Here is a 19,296-nt window from a genome sequence, read left to right as displayed (position 1 = left end):
CGTACCTCCTTTTCGATTCTGTCCGTCCTGTCAGTTGTTCGCGCAGATGGTGCCGTTGATGGAGAAGCTGGTCGGCGCCGGTGACAGGCCGGTGTCGACGCCGTTGAAGCCCAGGCTGACCGAGCCACCGCCGCCGGGGATGGTGCCGTTCCAGTCGGCGTTGGTGACCGTGACGGCCTGACCGGTCTGGGTCCAGGTGCCGTTCCAGCCGGACTGGACCCCCTCACCGGCGGCGGGGAAGGTGAAGGTGAGCTTCCAGCCTTTGATCGGGGTGGCGGCCCTGTCGGTCATCGTGATGGTCCCGCCGAAGCCGCCCGGCCAGCTGCTTGTCTGGGCGTAGTGGACGGCGCAACTGCTGTCGGACGGCGGTGGCACGGTGAAGGTGAGGGGCGGCGAGGGTAGTGACGGGTTGCCGTGGGTGTCTACCGCGACCACGTCGTAGGTGTAGCCCGCCCCGATGGTCAGGCCGCTGAGCGGCAAGGTGGTGCCGGTCGGGCTGCCCACCAGCGTGCTGCTCCCGCCGCTGCCGAGCTGGTAGACCTGGTAGTTGGCGACGGGGTACGTGCCGGCGGTCGACGCGGACCAGCCCAGCGTCCCTGTGCCGGTGTTCGCGCCCGCGGTGGTGGAGGCCAGGTTCGACACCGTCGGCTGGCCGGGAGCGCCCGGAGCGGTGGTCCCGGTGCCGCCGCTGCCCGGCACCTGGAGGACGGTCAGGCTGTACGGGGCGACCGTGACGCTCGAAGCCGAGGTCTGCGTGGTGCTGGTGATCTTGTTGGCGTTGTTGCCGAGGGTGTGGACGGTCGGGCCGCCGGTCGGCGTGAAGTTGTTGTAGCCGAGGTTGACGGTGTAGGAGTTCGACGGGTCCTCGTTGTCGATCAGGATGTCGAGGTTGCCGCCGTGGCGTACGGCGTGCGCCTTCAGCAGCGAGTTGGTGGACGAGGAGGTGACCATCGTGTCGCCCGCTCCACCCAGCTTGGAGAGCATCTCCACGGCGTAGTAGGGGGAGAACGGGGTGTCGACGGCCGGTTCGGTGACTCCGCTGCTGTTGGCGCCGTTGGCGAACATCCCGTAGTCGCCGTAGTCCTGGGCGCCGCCCACGGTGCTGGGGGTGGTGGGCCCGTTGTGCTCGTCCCACCAGTCGACGTTGCTGACGCCGTTCTCCAGCCAGGACATGTACATGTCCGCAGCGAAGAGCGCGCCGGGCTGGGTGTCCGAAGCCACCTGGGAGCTTGTCTCGGTGACCAGGATCGGCACGTTGGAGGGATTCACGCCCGCGTACTGCTGGATCTCCGTGCGCAGGGTCGAGACGATGCCGGGGATGTCGCTCGGCGTGCCCAGCATGCTCGCCGCGGAGTCGGTGCTCTGGGACGGGTAGTAGTGCACGATGACGCAGTCGGTCTTGGACTTCAGCGCCGTCAGCACGGTCTGGTTCCAGGACTGCGGGTACTCCGCGTTGGTCACGTTGTCCGGCCAGAAGCCCGGGGTGGTCAGCACCGCGCAGACGTGAGCGCTCGAACTGACCGCCTTGATCGCCGAGATGTAGCCCAGGAGGTTCTGGGCGTACTCGGTCGGGCCGCAGTTGTACGTCTGCGACGGCTCGTTGCCGATGGTCACCGCGCTGCCGTTCAGCGCGGTCCTGCAGTGGCTGTCGGTTTCCCAGTTCGCGCCGTAGGTGCCGTTGCCGTAGATCTCGTTGCCGACCTCCCAGTACTTCACATTGACGCTGTTGGCCGCGGCGGCCTGCACCCACGCGGAGGCCAGCGAGGTGGTGCCGCTGCCGTAGTTGACCGTGAGTATCGACTGGGCGCTCGCCGCCTTCGCGGTGGCGGCGAACTGGCTGAAGGACGTGTTCGGCGCGATGTAGCCGCCGGCCACGGCGGTCTGCGTCTGCCAGTTGTAGATGTCCGAGTACGAGCCGCCCGGGTAGCGCAGCGCGCCGATCCCCGCGGCCTTGAGCAGGCCGGGAATCGGGGTGTCGTTCATGTAACCGTCGTAGACGGCCGTGTTCAGGCCGACGCCTTCGGCGGGGAAGGTGCCGAGCCCGGCATTGCCGTTCACGGTCACCGTGGCCGTCGAGGCGGCAGCGGCCGCGTTCCTGGCGGCCGGGCCTGCGCCCGCCGCCGCGGGGATCACGGCGACGCCGCTGAGTGCCGCGGCACCGGCCAGCGTGAAGCCCAGCGTCAGGGCCGCCCCTCGTCGCCGGTACGTTCTGGTGTCTTTCGTGTGGCGCACTTCGATCTCCTTCCGGTCGGACCCCGCTCGGCCGGAGCCGCAGCGCGCGGCACGCCGGCGTATGCGGGCGGGCCGTGCGCGGGCGGGCCGTGCGGGGCGGCCCGTGGGTGGGCGGGCACGCGCCGCTTGTGTGTGGGGGGGTGCGGGGATCCGGCCAGGGTGGGCCGCCGGCGCACGGGTCGTACGCCGTCCTGCCGGTGGCCGGCCGGAACGGCCACCGCGGCCGGCGCACCTACCGGCACGCCTGCCGGTGGGTGCGGGAACTGCCCGCGCCGGCACGCCGACATGACCCGATGCCGGTGGACGAGGGCATGGGCGCGCGAAGCGGCCGGGAAACCGGCGCGTTCGCCGGGTTCCTCACCGCGATGTGGTGGGGTGGCGGCTCGGCTCCTGACCGGTCAGGGCGCCGACGGAAGTCCGCGGGAAGCCGCTGGGCGGTGAGCCGGGCGGACGGGTGCTCGTCGGTGGTCGTCCCCGCGTCGGCGGCGGCCGGCGTCGCCGGCGCCTCCAAGGGAGCGAGCACGACTCGTACTACGGGGCGTAAGCATCCAAACCATCCTAGTGAGCGCTCACAATGAGCACTCGATGTGGGGGGGTGGAGGTTGTCAGTGCGGAAAGCCCGATACCTGTCGCATCGAAGGTGAGCGTGGCAAGAGAGGGCGAGAACGTCAAGCCCGCGTGGTATGCGATCAGCCGAACGCGGGCCCGCCTGCCGCTTCCCGAGAGATCCCATGAATACCCGGGGGCTGGGGACTTGTGAGCGCTGACAAGCCCAACTCCTAGACCCGGTCGAGGACTTGTGCTACAACGACATCCCATGTGTTGGCCGTCTGTCGCATCAACATGACGTATCGACACATCCCGGAGGGACAGCATGTCCGCTCTTGATCGGCTGCGGCTCATGGCCGTGGCCGCTGTCGTCGCGACAGTTCCGGCACTGGCCTCGGTAGGGAGCCTGGCTCCCCCGGCGTCGGCTGCCACGGGGACGACGGCCTGGCACAACGGCGCCTTCTCGGTGAACACCGCGGGGGTCGTCTCGCGCTCCGACATCGTCCTCGGAAAGGCGAACTCCTCCAGCTCTCAGTTCCTGCCACTGGGCAACGGCTCGCTCGGCGTGGCCGAGTGGGCCGCGAACGGATTCACGGCGCAGCTCAACCGCAGCGACACCATGCCCAACCGGCTCTCTCCCGGCCAGGTGAACATCCCCGGCCTGTCGGCGATGACCTCGGCGTCGAACTTCTCCGGCATCCTTGACCTGTACAACGGGGTGCTGGTCGAGCAGGGCGGCGGGATGACCCTGCGGGCCTGGGTGGCCGCCGGCAAGGACGAGCTGGTCATCGACGTGACGGGCGCCAACCCGGGCACCCGGCAGACCGCCACGGTCGGCCTGTGGAGCGGCCGCAACCCGACGGCCTCCGCCTCGGGAGCCGTCGCCAGCCTGGCGCAGTCCTGGTCGGACAACTCGCAGACCGGCCACTCCAACCAGACGTTCGGGGCGATGGCCGCGATCACCGCGGGCGGGTCGAACGTGTCGGCCTCCGTGGTGAACTCCACCAAGGTCCAAGTGGCGTTCAACCCGAACAGCGACGGCTCGTACCGCGTCGTCGTCGCCTCGCCGTCGTGGACCGGTGGCAACGCCAACTCCGCCGCCTCCACCCTGATCGGGCCGGACACCACCGCGAGCCGGGCCTCGCTGCTGGCCACGCAGTCGTCCTGGTGGCAGAACTTCTGGGCCAACAGCGGCCTGATCGAGGCGAGTTCATCGGACGGCACCGCCCAGTACATGGAGAACCTGAACACCCTGTACCAGTACTTCGAGGCCGGCCTCATGCACTCCGGCCAGTACCCGGGCAGCCAGGCGGGCCTGGCCGACCTGTACAACTTCAACCAGGACCACCAGGCCTGGTACCCGGCCGGATACTGGCTGTGGAACCTGCGCGGCCAGATCCAGGCCAACCTGGACGCCGGGAACTTCGCGCAGAACGTCCCGATCTTCGACATGTACCTCAACGACCTGCCGGCCATCGAGTCGTGGACCAGCGCGAACATGAACGGCAAACCCGGGGCCTGCGTGCCGGAGACCATGCGCTTCAACGGCAACGGCTACTACAACGGCGGCGGGATCACCTCGGACGCCTCGTGCGCGGTGGCCTCCAGCCCGAACTTCAACGCCGAGACCGTCACCAGCGGCGCGGAGATCGCGCTGTGGATCTGGCAGCAGTACCAGCACACCGGCGACCGCGCCTTCCTGCAGAAGTACTACCCGCTCCTCCAGCAGACCGCCACATTCCTGCTCGCCTGGCAGTCCGTGGGCTCCGACGGCTACCTGCACGCGGTGGCCAACGCGCACGAGACCCAGTGGGCGGTGCAGGACCCGACCACCGACATCGCCGCCGACCAGGCGCTGTTCACCGCCACCGCGAACGCCGCGACCCTGCTCGGCACCGACTCCGCGCTGGTCTCGCAACTGCGCACCGCGCTGACCCGCGTCGAGCCGTACGCACGCACCGACCAGAGCACCCACTCGCAGCTGCTGGGCCCGTCCGCGGACTCCTCGGGCACCGACGTGATCGGCAACTCCTACCAGCCCACGGCGGCCGTGCACAACGTGGAGAACCTGGGCCTGGAACCGGTCTGGCCGTACAACCTGATCGGTGACAACACGGTGGTGAACGGCGACAACCTCACTGCCTTGGCGCAGCGCACCTACAGCCACCGGCAGTACGTCAACAACCCGGACTGGACGTACGACTCGCTCCAGGCAGCACGCCTGGACCTGTCCTCCGAGGTCGCCAACGACCTCGCGGCGAGCACGAAGAAATACCAGCTCTACCCCTCCGGACTGGCCGCCTGGAGCACCAGCTCACTGGACGAGCCGTACATCGAGCACGTCTCGAACGTGGCCGCCACACTGGACGAGGCCTTCGCCACCGACTACGACGGCACCGTGCGGTTCGCCCCGGCGTGGCCGGCCGGCTGGGACGGCTCCGGCCGGCTGTCCATCCAGGGCGGCTCCAAGGTCGACGTCCAGGTCCAGGGCGGCACCCTGACCACCGCCGCGATCGAGGCCGGCAGCAGCGGCACGGTCAACGTGCGCAACCCCTGGTCCGGGCAGCAGGCCGAGGTCGTCAACGGCTCGACCGGCGCCGTCGTCGTCTCCCCGACCACGGCCGGCACGCTGAGCGTGCCCGTCACGGCCGGCTCGACCTACCTGGTCGAGCAGGTCGCCAGCCCGACCACCTCCCTGCCCTTCGCGCCGGTCACCGGCAGCCAGGCGACGAGCGCCAAGCACCTGGGCAGCGTCTCCATCGGCCTGGACGGCAACGCCCCGCCGAACCTGGGCAACACCGTGTCCGTCACCGGTCCCGGCAATCAGTCGGCTACGGTCGGCGCCGCGATCACCGCCCTTCAGGTCCATGCGAGCGACTCGGCATCGGGTGAGACCCTCACCTATTCGGCGGCCGGTCTCCCGGCCGGGCTGTCGATCAGCTCCTCGGGCCTGGTCTCCGGCACTCCGACCGCCGCCGGCACATCCAACGTGACGGTGACCGTGACCGACTCCACCGGCGCGGCCGGCTCGGCGTCCTTCACATGGACGGTCAGCGGCGGGAGCACGGGCGGCAACACTGTGTCCGTCACCGGTCCCGGCAATCAGTCGGCTACGGTCGGCGCCGCGATCACCGCCCTTCAGGTCCATGCGAGCGACTCGGCATCGGGTGAGACCCTCACCTATTCGGCGGCCGGTCTCCCGGCCGGGCTGTCGATCAGCTCCTCGGGCCTGGTCTCCGGCACTCCGACCGCCGCCGGCACATCCAACGTGACGGTGACCGTGACCGACTCCACCGGCGCGGCCGGCTCGGCGTCCTTCACATGGACGGTCAGCGGCGGAAGCACGGGCGGCGGCACCTGCCAGGTCGCGTACAGCACGACCAGCGAATGGGCCGGCGGGTTCACCGCCAACGTGACGATCACCAACACCGGCACCAGCGCGATCAACGGCTGGACGCTGAAGTTCTCCTTCCCCGGCGACCAGCAGATCACCAGCGCCTGGAACGGGACGGCGACCCAGTCCGGCAAGGCTGTCACGACCACCAACGCCGGTTACAACGCCGTCATCGCCCCCGCAGGCACCGTCGGCTTCGGCTTCCAGGGCACCTGGACATCCAACGACACTCCCCCCGGCTCCTTCACCCTCAACGGAACCCCCTGCGGCTGAACCGGACGAAACCGTCCGACGATCGTGAAAGGGGCCTGGCCGGCTCCCTTCCTCGGCGGTGCACCCGACGGTGCCCGCCTCGGACGGGGGCCGGCCGGCCGCAGGTCCTTTCCTGACCGTCACTCAGTCGCGAGTGGTCGCAGTAACTGGCGCGGTGAGCGAACTGCCTCATGACCCCGGTGTCGCGCTCCGGGGGAAGGAGTTCCGCCGGTACCGGTGGCCCGCGGCCACGAGAAGCCGGCGGTCGGTATGTCGGGTTCGGCGGCGAGTTCAGCGACTCGCTGCGGGGACGGGCCCCCGCAGGCGCGGGGCGGGGGCGGGCGGCGTAGTCCGGCGAGGGCCGAGGTCCACCAGGCCCCGGGGGGGCCGTCCCGGGCCGGCCGCGGGTGCTTGCTGCGCGGGCTCTGGGGGGCTCAGGCGCCACGGGCGGACTCGCGATGCCATGGCCGAAAGCGCCCCTGTGCGCTGCGCTCAAGCGCTGATACTTTCCGCAGTCGTACGGTCCGTTTGCTCAGTACCTCGACTGAGGATGTGTGATGATCAAACGCCTGCTGGTCGTACTCGGCGCGGCCCTGCTGGGTCTGCTGCCCATAGCCGCCGTGCCCGCCGTCGCCTCCGCGCAGCCGGCGCGGGCCGCGGCCACGGCCGGACCGCACACGGTGACTCCACTCGTGGAGCCGAGCGGCTGTACCACCTCGGTGTCGTGGGTCACCCAGGGCAGCAACTACTTCTACGGCCTGGGCAGCGTCCAGTGCACGTCGGGACGGTACAAGGCGAAGCTCGTCTGCCGCAACAACCAGACCGGCACCGCGTACGCCCTTTACGGCACGCAGGCGGTCAACGCGCCCGCGACGGCGAGCGCGACCTGCAACACCGGCAACACCGCCGAGACCGTGCAGGCCGTCGCCGACCCGCTCGGCACCGGCCTTACGGGCTGCGTCTCGTGGGCCGAGTGGGTGAGCGAGGGCAGCAACCACTACTACGGCCGCGGCAGCGCCCAGTGCGACTCCGGGCAGTACCGGGTGAAGATCGTCTGCCGCAACAACCAGACCGGCACCGCGTACGTCATCAGCGGCTCAGGGGCGGTGTCCGCCCCGGCCACCACGAGCGCGACCTGCAACACGGGGAACACCGCCGAGACGATCCAGGCGGTCCCGTACCCGCCGTCCGGCGGCTCGGCGGGCTGCGTCTCCTGGGCCGACTGGGTCACCCAGGGCAGCAACCACTTCTACGGCCAGGGGAACGCCCAGTGCGACTCCGGGCAGTACCGGGTGAAGATCGTCTGCCGCAACAACCAGACCGGCACCGCGTACGTCATCTACAGCGGCACCGTCTCCGCTCCGGCCACCGCCACGACGACGTGCAACACGGGGAACACCGCCGAGACCGTGCAGGCGGCAGCCTACCCGCCGCCCTCCGGCGTGACGGGCTGCGTCACCTGGACCGACTGGGTCACCCAGGGCAGCAACCACTTCTACGGCCAGGGGAACGCCCAGTGCGACTCCGGCCAGTACCACGTCGAGGCCACCTGCAAGAACGTGCTGTCCGGCCTGACGTACGTGCTCCCCGGCTACACGGTGGCGGCGCCCTCGACGTCGACCGTGGTGTGCAACACCGGCGACACCGTGCAGAGTCTCGTGACGCGGACGCCCTAGGCGTATCGACCCGCAGCCGTACGACGTCGAACTGGATCAGCGGGTCGCCGTACTGGAGATTCTTCTCCCAGGTCACGTCCGTCTGGATCTTCGTCGCCAGGTGGGTGGCAAGGATCTCCTGGTCGCGGTTCCGGCTGGAGTCGGGACCGTTGCACACCACGTGCCAGCCGTTCTCCGGCAGCCGTTGGGCGAGTGCGGCCCCCGCTTCCGGGCCACACGAGCCGCGTCAGCGACCGTCGACGGTGGCAGCGCAGCCGCGGCGCCGATCGTCCAATGGTCCCGCGACCCCCGCTCGCGGCGCGCTGCGACAACGGACGTGCTCCGACCCTGGCACGCACGCCCATGGGAGAGACGAAGGAGTGCGATCAGATCACCCGCAGGACCTACTCCGCGCGGACTGCCGCAGCACGCTCCCCGACGGCGATCACGGATTGCCGTCGGCCACGCCGTCCCCGCCGCCCACCGGCGGCCCCCCGCGGCTCGCCGCGAAGCCGGTCAGCCAGCCGCGTTCCGTCGCGAGCAGGGCCACCTGGAAGCGCGTCTTGGCCCCGAGCGTCTGGACGGCCTCGCTGACGTGCTTCTGGACGGTCCGCCTGCTCACCCCCAGCACCCGGGCGATGGCCTCGTCCTTCAGCCCGGTGGCCATCAGGTGCAGGATCTCCCGGGTCCGCGCGTCGGGTTCCCGACCGAGGGGGGCCTGGTAGGGAACGCGCCAGTCCCGCAGGGTCTCCAGCGAGACGGGTACCGCGCGTTCCCAGACGCTCTCGAAGAAGGCGGCGAGCACGTCGAGCAGGGCGGGGGAGTGCACCAGCAGCGAGCCCAGTCCGGGCCGGTCGCCGCGCAGCGGCAGGAGGGCCGCGGTCCGGTCGAAGAGCGCCAGTTTGAGGGGGAGTCCGGAGCTGATCCGCAGCTCCCCGTGGAGCAGCGAAGTGCCGCGGACCGCGGTCTCCAGGGACACCGGGTCGGTCAGCCCCTCGCTGTCGTAGACGGACCGCAGTCGTACGCCGTCGTGGGCCGTGTCTGAGGCGGGCCGCTGGCGCGGTCCGGGTCCGTCGGGGGTGGCGGTCACGTAGGGCGGTTTCGCCAGGTGCAGTACCTCGTGGCGGCTGGCTTTGAGGAGGTGGAGGTAGCGGGCCGCGACCTCCACCTCGTCCTCCAGGACCTCGACGGGACGCGGTGTCGCCCGCGGGTGCGCCAAGGCCCGGTAGACCTCGTCGAGCTGCTCCATGTGTTCTTCCGCCAGGGCGAGTTCCTGCCGTCGGCGGGCCAGCAGCGAGCCGAGGGACACGCGTGGCGGCCCGACGCTCCAGCGGATCGGGCGCCCGGAGGCACGGATGACGAGGCGTTCGGCTTCCAGGGACCGCAGCGCCCGTCTGACCGCGGTGGCAGGTGCGGCGACGGCTGCCGTTACGGCTGCGGTGCCCGAGACGGGATGGCGGACCAGGTGATCGAGTATCCGCCCGGCCAGCGGGTCCAGTCCGGCGCCGACCCACGGGCCCGGTCCCGCCCCCGTCCACGGGTCGTCCGCGGAGGTGTCCATCGGCAGCTCCTGCGGGTCGAGAGCGCGCAGTGGCCGTACCCGGCCCCGTCACCAACGGGACCGGCTCTCATGTGGGCAACTGCGCGTACCCGCAATCAAAGGATCTTGTCCAGTGTGACGCTGCACCGTCAAGGTGAGTCGGAGCCGCGATCACTGAGAAGGGTAAATATTCACTTCTCTGAATCATCGGAGGATGGCGCATGTCCATACGCTTCAGACGGGTCGCACTCGGGACCCTGGCAGCCGCTCTGCTGGCCGCCGGGACCCCCGCGGCGGTGCACGCCGCCACTCCCGCCTCCACCGGCGAGCCCCCGCCCACAGCAGCTGGTGCGGCCCCCGTGGCGCATACCGTCACCCTGTCCGACGGCTCGGTGGTGCGCTGGTCTGATGACGGGACCGGCACGCTGACCGGCAAGGACGGCAGCACCCGGGTGTTCCCGGTACCGACCACCAAGGGCCGCACCGGGCTGGGCACCCCGCTTGCCCCGACCGCCGACCTGCTCCAGCGCCGCGTGAACGCCGTGGGCCTGAAGCCCTATCAGGTCGCGGGCGACACTGGCGGGGCCCGCTCCACCGTCCGCCCGCAGACCATGAACTCGGGTCCCGTCCCGCTTCCCGCCGCTGTCCGCAAGGCGGTCGGCGGTGCCGCCTCCGATCGCAGGTCCCTCGCCGGGCCCACGGCCGTCACCGGCGGGCTCCCCTCCAACGCGGGGCTGGCCACCTCCTTCCAGTCCTATCTGAACGCCGGCGGGGTCGACGCGGCCGGTGCTTTCGCGGACTCCGCGACCTACCTGCACGCGCTGCCCGGCGCCGGGCAGATCGTCACCAACGTGTCTCTCGGCGACCTCACCGACCAGTCGATGGCCGACAACGGCGACTCGTACGTCCAGGCGTACGGCCCCACCACCGTCGTCAAGGGCGGGCAGCGTTATCTCGACTACCCCTCCCTGCCGCTGATCCCCACCTACACGAGCGACAACGAGGGCCGGCTGGACCCGACCGGATCGACCGAGGGCCAGGACCCCAACCTCGCCGAGGTGCTGCTCGACTTCTCGATGATGTCCCCGCTGCCGCACGACCGGCAGCGACCCGAGAACACCGGCAGCGGCGCCAGCGACCTGCTGGGCATCGCGCCCGGCGCGCAGTACCGGCTCGTCATTCCCCAGGAGCCGTCGACCGACGGCATCGCCGCCGCCCTGAAGGCCGCCGCCGCGCAGAAGCCGCGCCCGAACGTCATCACCGCGAGCCTCGGCTTCGGCACCGACGGCTCGATCGGCTTCCCCGCCCGATGGCTGGAGGACGACCCGGTGATCCGGGACACCCTGGCCTCCATCGTGGACTCCGGCATCGTCGTGGTCGTCTCGTCCAACGACGGCACCCGGCTGGGGCTGCCCGTCTCCGTCGGTCCTGACGGCGGCAGCACGCCCACCGACCGGACGTCGAGCCGGACCGCGCAGACCGACATCGAGGACGTCGCCCCCACGACCACCCCCTCGCTGGTCCGTGACACCGGGGTGATCGCGGCAGGCGGCACCACCGTCGACGACACGCTGACCTCCGGCGACGTCCGTACAGCGGTCTATCCGACCACCCGCTACAACGGGTCCGCCGGCTACTCCTCCGGCTTCGGCACCCGGGTGGACCTGGCCGCGCCGGGCGACAACCTGCCCTCTCTGATCCACACCTCGGACGGGACCTCCGTGGTCCTCAACGGCGGCACCTCAGCGTCGGGTCCGATGATCGCCGCCGCCGCAGCCGACGTCCTCGCCGCGGCCAAGGAAACCGGCAGCAAGCTGACCCCCGCCCAGGTCCGGGACCTGTTGGTCGAGACCGGACGCCCGATCGCCCAGCCGCCGCAGACCGACCAGCCGCTGACCATGGGTCCGCAGCTGGACGTGACCGCCGCCGTGGAGAAGGTGCTCGGCCGGCGTCACCACCTCACCCCGTCCGCGGTGCGCCTGTCGGTGGCCCAGCGGCAACTGCTCTCCACCACCCCCAGCACCAGCTTCGTCGAGGCCACGGACTCGGCCGCCGTCGACCTGGCCGGGCCCCTCGACGCCATGGACAACCCGTCCGGCCAGAACACCCTGGCGCCGCTCACCTTCGGACTCGACCTGACCGGCGGCAGCGAGCACCTGTCGTACCGTCTGAAGGTCGGCGCCCACGGGTCGCTACCCTCGGCCGGGCCGAGCCTGCGGGTCCTGCCGCGCGAACTGCTGGCAGCAGCAGGCCTCCCGCTGGTCAGCGCCGCCCCGCGCACCCTGACTGTGACCTTCGAGGCGCTGGACGGCGGCCGGGCCGTCGCGTCCGCGTCCAGCCGGATCACCCTCGGCGGGACCGACGGCACCTACGAGCAGCCACAGGCGCCCACCGCACCCGGTTCGGCCCCGCTCGGCAAGCCCGTCACCGTGCACTACGACCTCACCGGACTGCGCGGCGCCGTCGACCCGGAGTTGGCCCTCTCCTCGGTCGGGCACTGGACGCCCTTCACCACTATGGACAAGTGGCGCACCCAGTGGAGCACTCCGCTGTCGGCCACCAAGGGGTCGGTGACCATCCCGGCCGCCGCTTTCCAGGCCGGCGGCGCCGGACTCTACGGCGTCGGCGTCACCCTGGGCGGCGGCCAGGTCTTCGGGGACTTCCGGGCGCTGCGCATCGGTCCCGACGCCGACCAGCGCCCCCAGGCACCGGTGCTGACCACCGCCGACGGCGCCACCGGACACTCCGTGAGCGTGGCCTACGCTTCCTCGGGGCTGAAGATCTCCTGGGACGCCAAGGGCGTGGCCGGGGCGGACGGCGCGGCCGTCGAGTTCCTCACCCCCGCGCCGACGCTGTACGGGGCGCTCAACACCACCACCAACCAGAACGGCAGCGGGCGCGACGACAACGGTGTCGACCACGCCTCGACGCTGCTCCGCACGCTGCCCTCGGTGAAGGGCACCACCCAGCTTGACCTGAAGGCTCTGGGACTGCCCACAGGCCTGCAGTACCCGGTCCGGATCTTGGCCACGTACGGCGGCAAGCCCGTCGGCCAGGCGTCGCCGACCTCGTTCACGGAATACCTGGACGGTGAGACCGTCCCCGGGACGCTGGAGAACTTCGAGATCAGCGAAGGAAGGGCGCTGATCGCGACCGACGACTTCGAGCCCGGCGACGACGGATGGACGGTGCTCCAGGGCTCCACCACCCAGTCGTACTCGCTGAAGAGCGGGACTCTGGGCGTGCCGCTCTCGCAGGACACCGGCAGCTCGATGATGCAGGAGGTCGTCGGCGCCGACACGGGCAGCGGGCACACGCTCATCGCCCGCACCCCCTTCGACAGCAGTTCCCCGGCGCTGCTCGACCTGCGCGACACCAGGACCGGCGCCGAGGTGCGGACGACGCCGCTGACGTCGGCCGACGGCTCCTCGTCGCTCTACTTCCAAGGTGGTGTCGTGGACCCGGTCCGCCACCGGGCGGCCGTCACGACCTACAACGGGGTGACCGGTGAGGCCGCCCTGCGGACGCTCGACATGGCCACCGGCGACCTGTCCGCCCCTCTCCCGCTCAACTCGGCCAGCCCGGGGCGGAGTTTCAGCAGCGTGTCCGTCGACTCCTCGACGGGGACCTTCTTCGTCGCCACGTCCGGGACGATGGGCCCCTGCCTGTCCGGGCGCGTACCCTACCAGGCCGTGTCGGTCGACCCCGACGCCCGGACCGTCTCGCCGCTCGCGGTCATGCCCGCCTGCACCGCCGGACTGCTGCCGGACGGCAAGGGACAGCATGTGTACGTGGCGGCCGGCTCGGCGACCCCGGACTACAGCAACGGTGACTTCCCCACGAGCAACTGGCGTACCGCGGACCAGCAGACGCTGACCACGTCGGCCCCGAGCGACCTCGGGACCCGGGGCGTCATGTGGCCGGCCCTCGACCCGCAGCACCACCTCGCCGTGGTCGCCGATCTGTACGAGGCGGGCACCGACGGCGACAACAACGCCCTGAGCGAGATCACCGTCATCGACCCCGACACCGGAAAGGTCGTGGGGCGCCACCCCGTCGCCAACCTGGTGAACTCCACGATCACCACGTCCAACTTCGACTTCACCAGTCGGCGCGGCCTGTTCCTCGACCCCGCCACCCGTACCGCCTACCTGGTCAACCCGTGGGCCAACGGCCTGGAGCGGTTCTCCTACTGAGTACCCGGTTGGCATCGGCCCGGCAGCGCCCATGAGCGGGTGCTGCCGGGCTGTGCCGCTACGATTCAGCGCTGTGAGCTGCGGCGATGCCCGGGTGATCTTCGGTGGCCGCGACCCATACGCGCACCACCCTTTCCGGGCATTTCGGCATCAGCGGGCGCAGCGCGGAGAGCGGTACCGCGAGGACTGCGGCCGCCACTGTCAGGGGCGTATACCCGGGGCGATGGGGGACCCGGAAGGGGACGGGCGGAGCCGGTCGCGGATCGACCTCGGTCGGCACGTACGGACGTCGCTCCCGTCTTCGCCGTGCTCCGCCAGGACATCCAGGTGGGACATCCGCTTCCCGCCCCACGGTGCGACGCCCGTATCCGCACATGATTTGCGGACGCAAGCAACCTATGCATGCAGATGCTCGTAGGGGTGAGGGAGTCCCCGGCGTCGCGCGGGAGGCCGGGCCGCGTCCCTCAGGCCTACCGCGCGGGCCCGGTGGTGGTCCACGCTCTCGCCGCACCCGGGTCTCAGGCGTCGTCGCCGGATGCCTGACCGGCGCCGTGGCATTCCTCGCCAGTGACGATGCCTCCGTTGCGACCGGTGGGACGGCTAAGGCTGGTGGCGGCTACTTCTGCTGATTCCTCTCGAGTTGCCTGCGTGCCGTTCGAAGGCGCCTCCCGCAACCACAGGGCGGCGCCTTCTCCGCAACCAGTGGTGGCTGCAACCCCTCTGCTTCCGACATGACGACTCTGATAGTGCAGACAGGACGAATGGGAAGGCAGTGGACACGAATGACAGCCGAAGTCCCGCTGGACAAGGAAGCAGAGCGCTTCTGGCGTGCCCTCATGCGGGTCATGGTGGCCCTGCCCAAGGGTCTGGACGAGGACCTCCTGCGGGCGACCGGGCTGACGATGACCCAGTACGCGGTAATGGTGCACCTGTCCGAGGTCACGGAGCCCGAAGTGCGGATGACCGACCTTGCCTCGGCCACGGCACTGTCCGTCAGCCGGATGTCCCGGGTGGTGGACGCGATGCAGGCACGTGGCTGGGTGGAGAAGCGACGCGACACCAATGACGCTCGCGGCAGCGTGGCATGTCTGACCGCGGAGGGCCGGACGCGACTGGAGGCCGCTTATCCGGCGAATCTGGCCAGTGCCCGCAAGCGGGTCATGGACCTTCTGGACAAGCCCACGGTAGCCACCTTGGCAGACCAGTTCGAGAAGGTCGCCGCCCGACTCGACTGAGCCGGCCTTTGACCCCGTTCCCGCTTTTTCCGTTCCGCGGAACGGGCCGCGAGGTGCGGTTCCGCCCGATTCACCAGTTCCTCTTCCGCCCTGTGCTGTGCCGCGGCGGGTTCGCACAGTGCCGGCCCCGACGGGCAGGCGCTGTGCGACCAGGGGGCGTATCTCCTCGACGAGGGTGACGCGGCTGTCCAGGCCGATCCGGATCACCGCGGAGGGGCCGGTGGCCGGCGCGTGGACGCGCCGGCCACCGGCCCCTCGGGGTGTCACTTCAGGCCGAAGGCCCGGACGACGGTCTGGGTGATGCCGCCGCCGTTGCGCTGCTTGGCGGTGACCCGGATGGAGACGTAGCCGGCCCCGTGCGGGGCCTTCAGGGACGTCTTCCAGGTGCCCTGCTTCTCCCTGAGGTCCTGGCGGTGCCAGGTGGCCCCGTCGTCGTAGGAGACCTCAAGCGTGACCGAGGAGATCGCGTCGTGGGCGGAGTCGCTGCCGAGGACCTGGGGGGTGATGGAGAAGTCCGAGGTGCGCTTCGCCCGCCCCTCGGGGTCCAGGTCGGTTCCGTAGTCCAGCTGGGCCAGCGGGACGGCCTCGGCGTCCACGTCCTCAGGGGCGCCGGAGGTGAAGTCCCACTCGGTGTGGGTGGTGGGGGAGTACGGGCCGAACGCGGGGTCCGCCGTGGTGTCGGCGACCAGCTGATACGGCAGTTCCTGCGGTGACAGGCCCCAGACGTCGAGTGAGGGCGCGTCCTGGGTTCTGCGCTGCGTCACCAGCGTGTCGCCCTGATAGAGCGAGAACGTCCCCGACACCAGGCCGGCGTAGGCGTTGTGCGCCGACCCCGCGTCACCCGCGGGTCCCGTGATGAAGAGGCTCATGCCGGGCCCGCCACGGAACGGGATCTCGGCGCTGGTCAGCCGCGGCCGTGTGATGGGGCCGAACCAGCGGTCCTTCTGCACGCTGCCCGGCTGGAAGGACCGCACGTCGGTGTTGGACTGCCAGCCGTCGATACTCGCGTACTGCTGCCACTTGACGCCGGGTCCGGTGGAGACCCAGTCGGTGCGCCCGCCGGGGGCGGCCAGGGTCAGCGGGAACTTCGCTACCCGCACCATCCCGTACACGGCGTGCGGGTTGGCGGCCGGCCCGTTCTCGTACGGCGGACTGTCCTCCCGCCTCTCGACGACCTGCTCGCCGTTCGGCGGGGCGAAGGCGAGGTCGATGCGGGCGAGGCTGCGGGGATCCGTCGCGGGCGAGGGGTCGTCGGGCACCCCTCCCAGGTGGTAATCGGCCAGGTCGTACAGGTACGCCGGCGCGGGGTGCGCCTCGGCTGCCAGCTTCACCCGGCCCTTTCCTGAGGCGATCTTCTTGATCAGCGCCTCCCCCTCGTCCGTGGCGACCGAGGCGACCGGGATCTGCCCGGTCGTCGCGCCGTCGGGCTCGCCGTACCAGTCGACTCCCCGACCGTCGCCGTCGTTGACCACCAGGAGCATCGCCGCGCCGGCGGCGTGCGCCGCCGCTGCCTGATCCGTGGGAAACGCGGTGCCACCGGCCCGTACGACCACGGCCTTGCCGCGGGCGGCAAGGCCGGCGTAGTCGGCCGGCGAGCCGCCGCCCGCGAAGACGGCGTCCAGGCGGGTGGTGCCGTCCGGCAGCAGCGCCGAACCGGGCTGCACCACCAGGGCGTCATCGAGGCTCTGCCCGCCGTACGTGATCTTCAGCGGAGTCTGCACGGCACGGATCCGCGTGGTGAAGACGAAGCTGCCCTTGGTCACCTTGCCCTTGGTGGGGAGGGCCCACAGGCTGTCGTAGGCGGCCGAGGGCCAGAAGTTCTCGTGCAGGGCCTGCTTGTCGCCGGGTGTGGGCGTGCGGGAGGTGAAGGAGCGGTAGACGTCGATCCTGCTGGTGGCGATGCTCGTCGGCTTGGGTGTCGCCACCTTCACCTGGCGTATCCGCGAGGCGTCGAGGTCGATGTCCCGGTCGGCCGTCAGGTCGAACTCGGGAACGGTCAGCAGCGCGAAGCCGAGGGAGTGGGGTCCGTGCAGACCCGGCACATCCACCGTGGTGACGGCTGTGTACGACCCGGGGGCCCAGCGGCTGGTGAGCGTGCCGTCCTGGACCCACTTGTCGACGGTCTTCCCGTCGGCGCCCGCGATCTCGACGTCGCCGCTCAAGGGCTTGCCGGCCTGGTCCTTGAGGTGGATGGTGAGGTCGTACTTCTCCGGTTCGACGGAGACCCCCACGGCCGTGTGCACCTCTCCGTGCGCGGAGCGCGCGGTGACCTGGGCGGCGTACTGGCCGGGGGCCAGCCCGTTCGGGTCCACCACGATGTCGACCGTCGAGGATCCGAGCGCCGGTACGGTGACGCTGCCGGCGGCCGGCGTGAACACCCCTGCGGGCGTGTCGCCGTGGTCGGTCGACAGGTCCAGCGTGATCGCCGCGTCGGTGGTGTTGGTGTACGTGATCTGCCGGGTGATCCGCTTCCGCTGCGGGTCGGTCGACCAGCGAACGAGCCCCGCGTCCACCGATCCGGTCGCGATGACCTGGGCCTGGTGGTAGGCGGCGGCCACGTTGAGCCGGCCGCTGCCGGCCTGGTAGGGGCTGTAGTCGGGGGTCGGCACGCTGGTGCTCATCAGCGCGTCCTTGATCTGCTGCCCGGTCCACTCGGGGTGCTTCTGCGCCAGCAGGACGGCAGCCCCGGCGACGTGTGGCGCCGCCATGGAAGTGCCGCTGTCCGAGCGGTAGTAGCCGTCACCTCCGTCGTTCATGTACTGCGAGCGTGCCGCCAGTATGTCCACGCCGGGAGCGGTCAGATCCGGCTTGAGGCCGTCGTCGTCCATGCGCGGCCCGGCGGCGGAGAAGTCGGCGAGGTGGTCGGAGGCGTCCACCGCCCCGACGGTGAGCGCGGCGTCCGCGGTTCCCGGTGCGGTCACGCTGTAGGGGCTGTTGCCCGTGTTGCCCGCGGCGATGACGAAGAGCGCGCCCGTCTCGGCGGTCAGCTGGTTCACCGCCTGGCTCAGCGGGTCGTCCTGGGTGCGCCAGACCGGAGTGCCCAGGCTCATGTTGATCACCCTGGCGTGCTCGGTCCGCGCCGCCCACTCCATGCCCTCGATGATCCCCGACATCGCGCCCGACCCGTCGTCGCCGAGGACCTTGCCCACCAGCAGATCGGCGCCGGGGGCGACTCCCCGCTCCTTGCCGTCGGAAGCGGCGCCGGTACCGGCGACGGTGGAGGCGGTGTGGGTTCCATGGCCGGCCCGGTCGAGGATGTCGGTGCCGGGAACGAAGTTCTTGGACGCCACGATGCGGTTCACCAGGTCCGGGTGGGTGAGGTCCACCCCGGTGTCAAGTACCGCGACCCGGACCCCGGCCCCGGTGCCTCCCGCGGCCCAGGCCGCGGGAGCCCCGATCTGCGCGGTGCTGTCGGCGAGGGTCGCCTGCGCCTTGCCGTCGAGCCACACCTTGTCGACACCGGCGGTGAAGGCCGGCGCGGCATCGGGGGCCGAGGCGGCCGCCGCGTACGGCGCGGTGTCCGCGGTCCCACCGGAAGGCGCCGCCGGGAGCCGGGAGGTCTGCCGCGCGGTGCCGGTGAGGGCGGTCCAGAAGGCGGCGGACTTCGACCGCTTCGCCCGCACCGCCTCCCCGCGCACGGACGGAAGACTCAGCGTGGTCTCCGCCCCCGGCAGGTCCAGGCCGGGCGGCTGGGCGGCCGGGCCCTTGGCGAGGTCGGACCTGAGGGCGGCCGGGGCCTTCGTCTGCGTGACGATCAGCGGGAGTCCACTGCTGTGCGCGTCGTCGTAACCCTGGGCTATCAGCTGGGTGATGTCGAAGAGCTGCTTGTCGAGCCGGTCGGTCGCGACGTAGGCCATGGCCTCGTCGGGGAAGACGTAGGTGTCCCCGTCCTCGACGGAGGTGCGTACCGAACCGGTGGCGCCCGGCGCGCGCTTGACGGCGTCCACCGAGAGGGCCGACCCGTCGGCACCCGGAGTCACCGTCACCTTGTCGCCGGTGATCAGCGTCACGGTGACCGGCGCAGGCCGCGGGCCGCCCGCCGCTGCCGGCGTCGCCGCCGACGGTAGGGGCGGGGCGGCGCCGTAGGCCTGCACGGGGGTGATCAGCGCGGCGACGAGGGCGACCCCGATCGGCACGGCGGATCTTCGGGCGAACGGGAGCTTCACGTTGTCTCCAGAGGTGGCGATCGGCGGATCTGATCACAACGTATGGATGTGACATGACAAGGCCTTGAACTGCCTGT

7 protein-coding genes are annotated in these 19,296 nt (G+C 70.9%); 4 read left to right on the top strand and 3 right to left on the bottom strand.

Annotated elements, in window-relative coordinates; genetic code table 11:
- Positions 1–30 precede the first annotated feature (30 nt).
- Positions 31–2,232 (bottom strand): cellulose binding domain-containing protein, encoded by a 2,202-nt coding sequence (locus OG900_05315; protein ID WUH89623.1) that lies wholly within the window; start codon positions 2,230–2,232, stop codon positions 31–33.
- 874 nt (positions 2,233–3,106) lie between these two features.
- Between OG900_05315 and OG900_05310 the strand changes: the two genes are divergently transcribed.
- Positions 3,107–6,448, top strand: coding sequence for a cellulose binding domain-containing protein (locus OG900_05310; protein ID WUH89622.1), 3,342 nt, complete (start codon positions 3,107–3,109; stop codon positions 6,446–6,448).
- Between the two features lie 536 nt (positions 6,449–6,984).
- A complete protein-coding gene (locus OG900_05305) occupies positions 6,985–8,103 on the top strand; it encodes a hypothetical protein (GenBank protein ID WUH89621.1) in 1,119 nt (372 codons plus the stop codon).
- 424 nt (positions 8,104–8,527) lie between these two features.
- Here the strand turns inward: OG900_05305 and OG900_05300 are convergent, their stop codons facing one another.
- Entirely contained in the window at positions 8,528–9,643 is a 1,116-nt protein-coding gene (locus OG900_05300; protein WUH89620.1) for a helix-turn-helix domain-containing protein, read from the bottom strand.
- 200 nt (positions 9,644–9,843) lie between these two features.
- On the opposite strand from OG900_05300, the gene OG900_05295 reads away from it, so the two are divergent.
- Both OG900_05295 and OG900_05290 read left to right on the top strand, forming a co-directional pair.
- A complete protein-coding gene (locus OG900_05295) occupies positions 9,844–13,818 on the top strand; it encodes a S8 family serine peptidase (protein ID WUH89619.1) in 3,975 nt (1,324 codons plus the stop codon).
- A gap of 782 nt (positions 13,819–14,600) precedes the next feature.
- A complete protein-coding gene (locus OG900_05290; GenBank protein ID WUH89618.1) occupies positions 14,601–15,053 on the top strand; it encodes a MarR family transcriptional regulator in 453 nt (150 codons plus the stop codon).
- A gap of 263 nt (positions 15,054–15,316) precedes the next feature.
- Here OG900_05290 and OG900_05285 read toward each other — a convergent pair whose 3' ends face one another.
- Complete coding sequence (locus OG900_05285; GenBank protein ID WUH89617.1) at positions 15,317–19,219, bottom strand: S8 family serine peptidase; 3,903 nt, start codon at positions 19,217–19,219, stop codon at positions 15,317–15,319.
- Between the last annotated feature and the right edge of the window lie 77 nt (positions 19,220–19,296).

This window comes from Streptomyces sp. NBC_00433, assembly GCA_036015235.1.
Lineage (GTDB): Bacteria > Actinomycetota > Actinomycetes > Streptomycetales > Streptomycetaceae > Actinacidiphila.
Note: the sequence above shows the minus strand (reverse complement) of the source record. Positions and strands in the feature narration are given on the sequence as shown.

Bases quoted from the DNA above. Each gene is read 5' to 3' on its own strand.
- OG900_05310 (WUH89622.1), top strand. From the start codon at position 3,107: ATGTCCGCTCTTGATCGGCTGCGGCTCATGGCCGTGGCCGCTGTCGTC.
- OG900_05305 (WUH89621.1), top strand. From the start codon at position 6,985: ATGATCAAACGCCTGCTGGTCGTACTCGGCGCGGCCCTGCTGGGTCTG.
- OG900_05300 (WUH89620.1), bottom strand. From the start codon at position 9,643: ATGGACACCTCCGCGGACGACCCGTGGACGGGGGCGGGACCGGGCCCG.
- OG900_05295 (WUH89619.1), top strand. From the start codon at position 9,844: ATGTCCATACGCTTCAGACGGGTCGCACTCGGGACCCTGGCAGCCGCT.
- OG900_05290 (WUH89618.1), top strand. From the start codon at position 14,601: ATGACAGCCGAAGTCCCGCTGGACAAGGAAGCAGAGCGCTTCTGGCGT.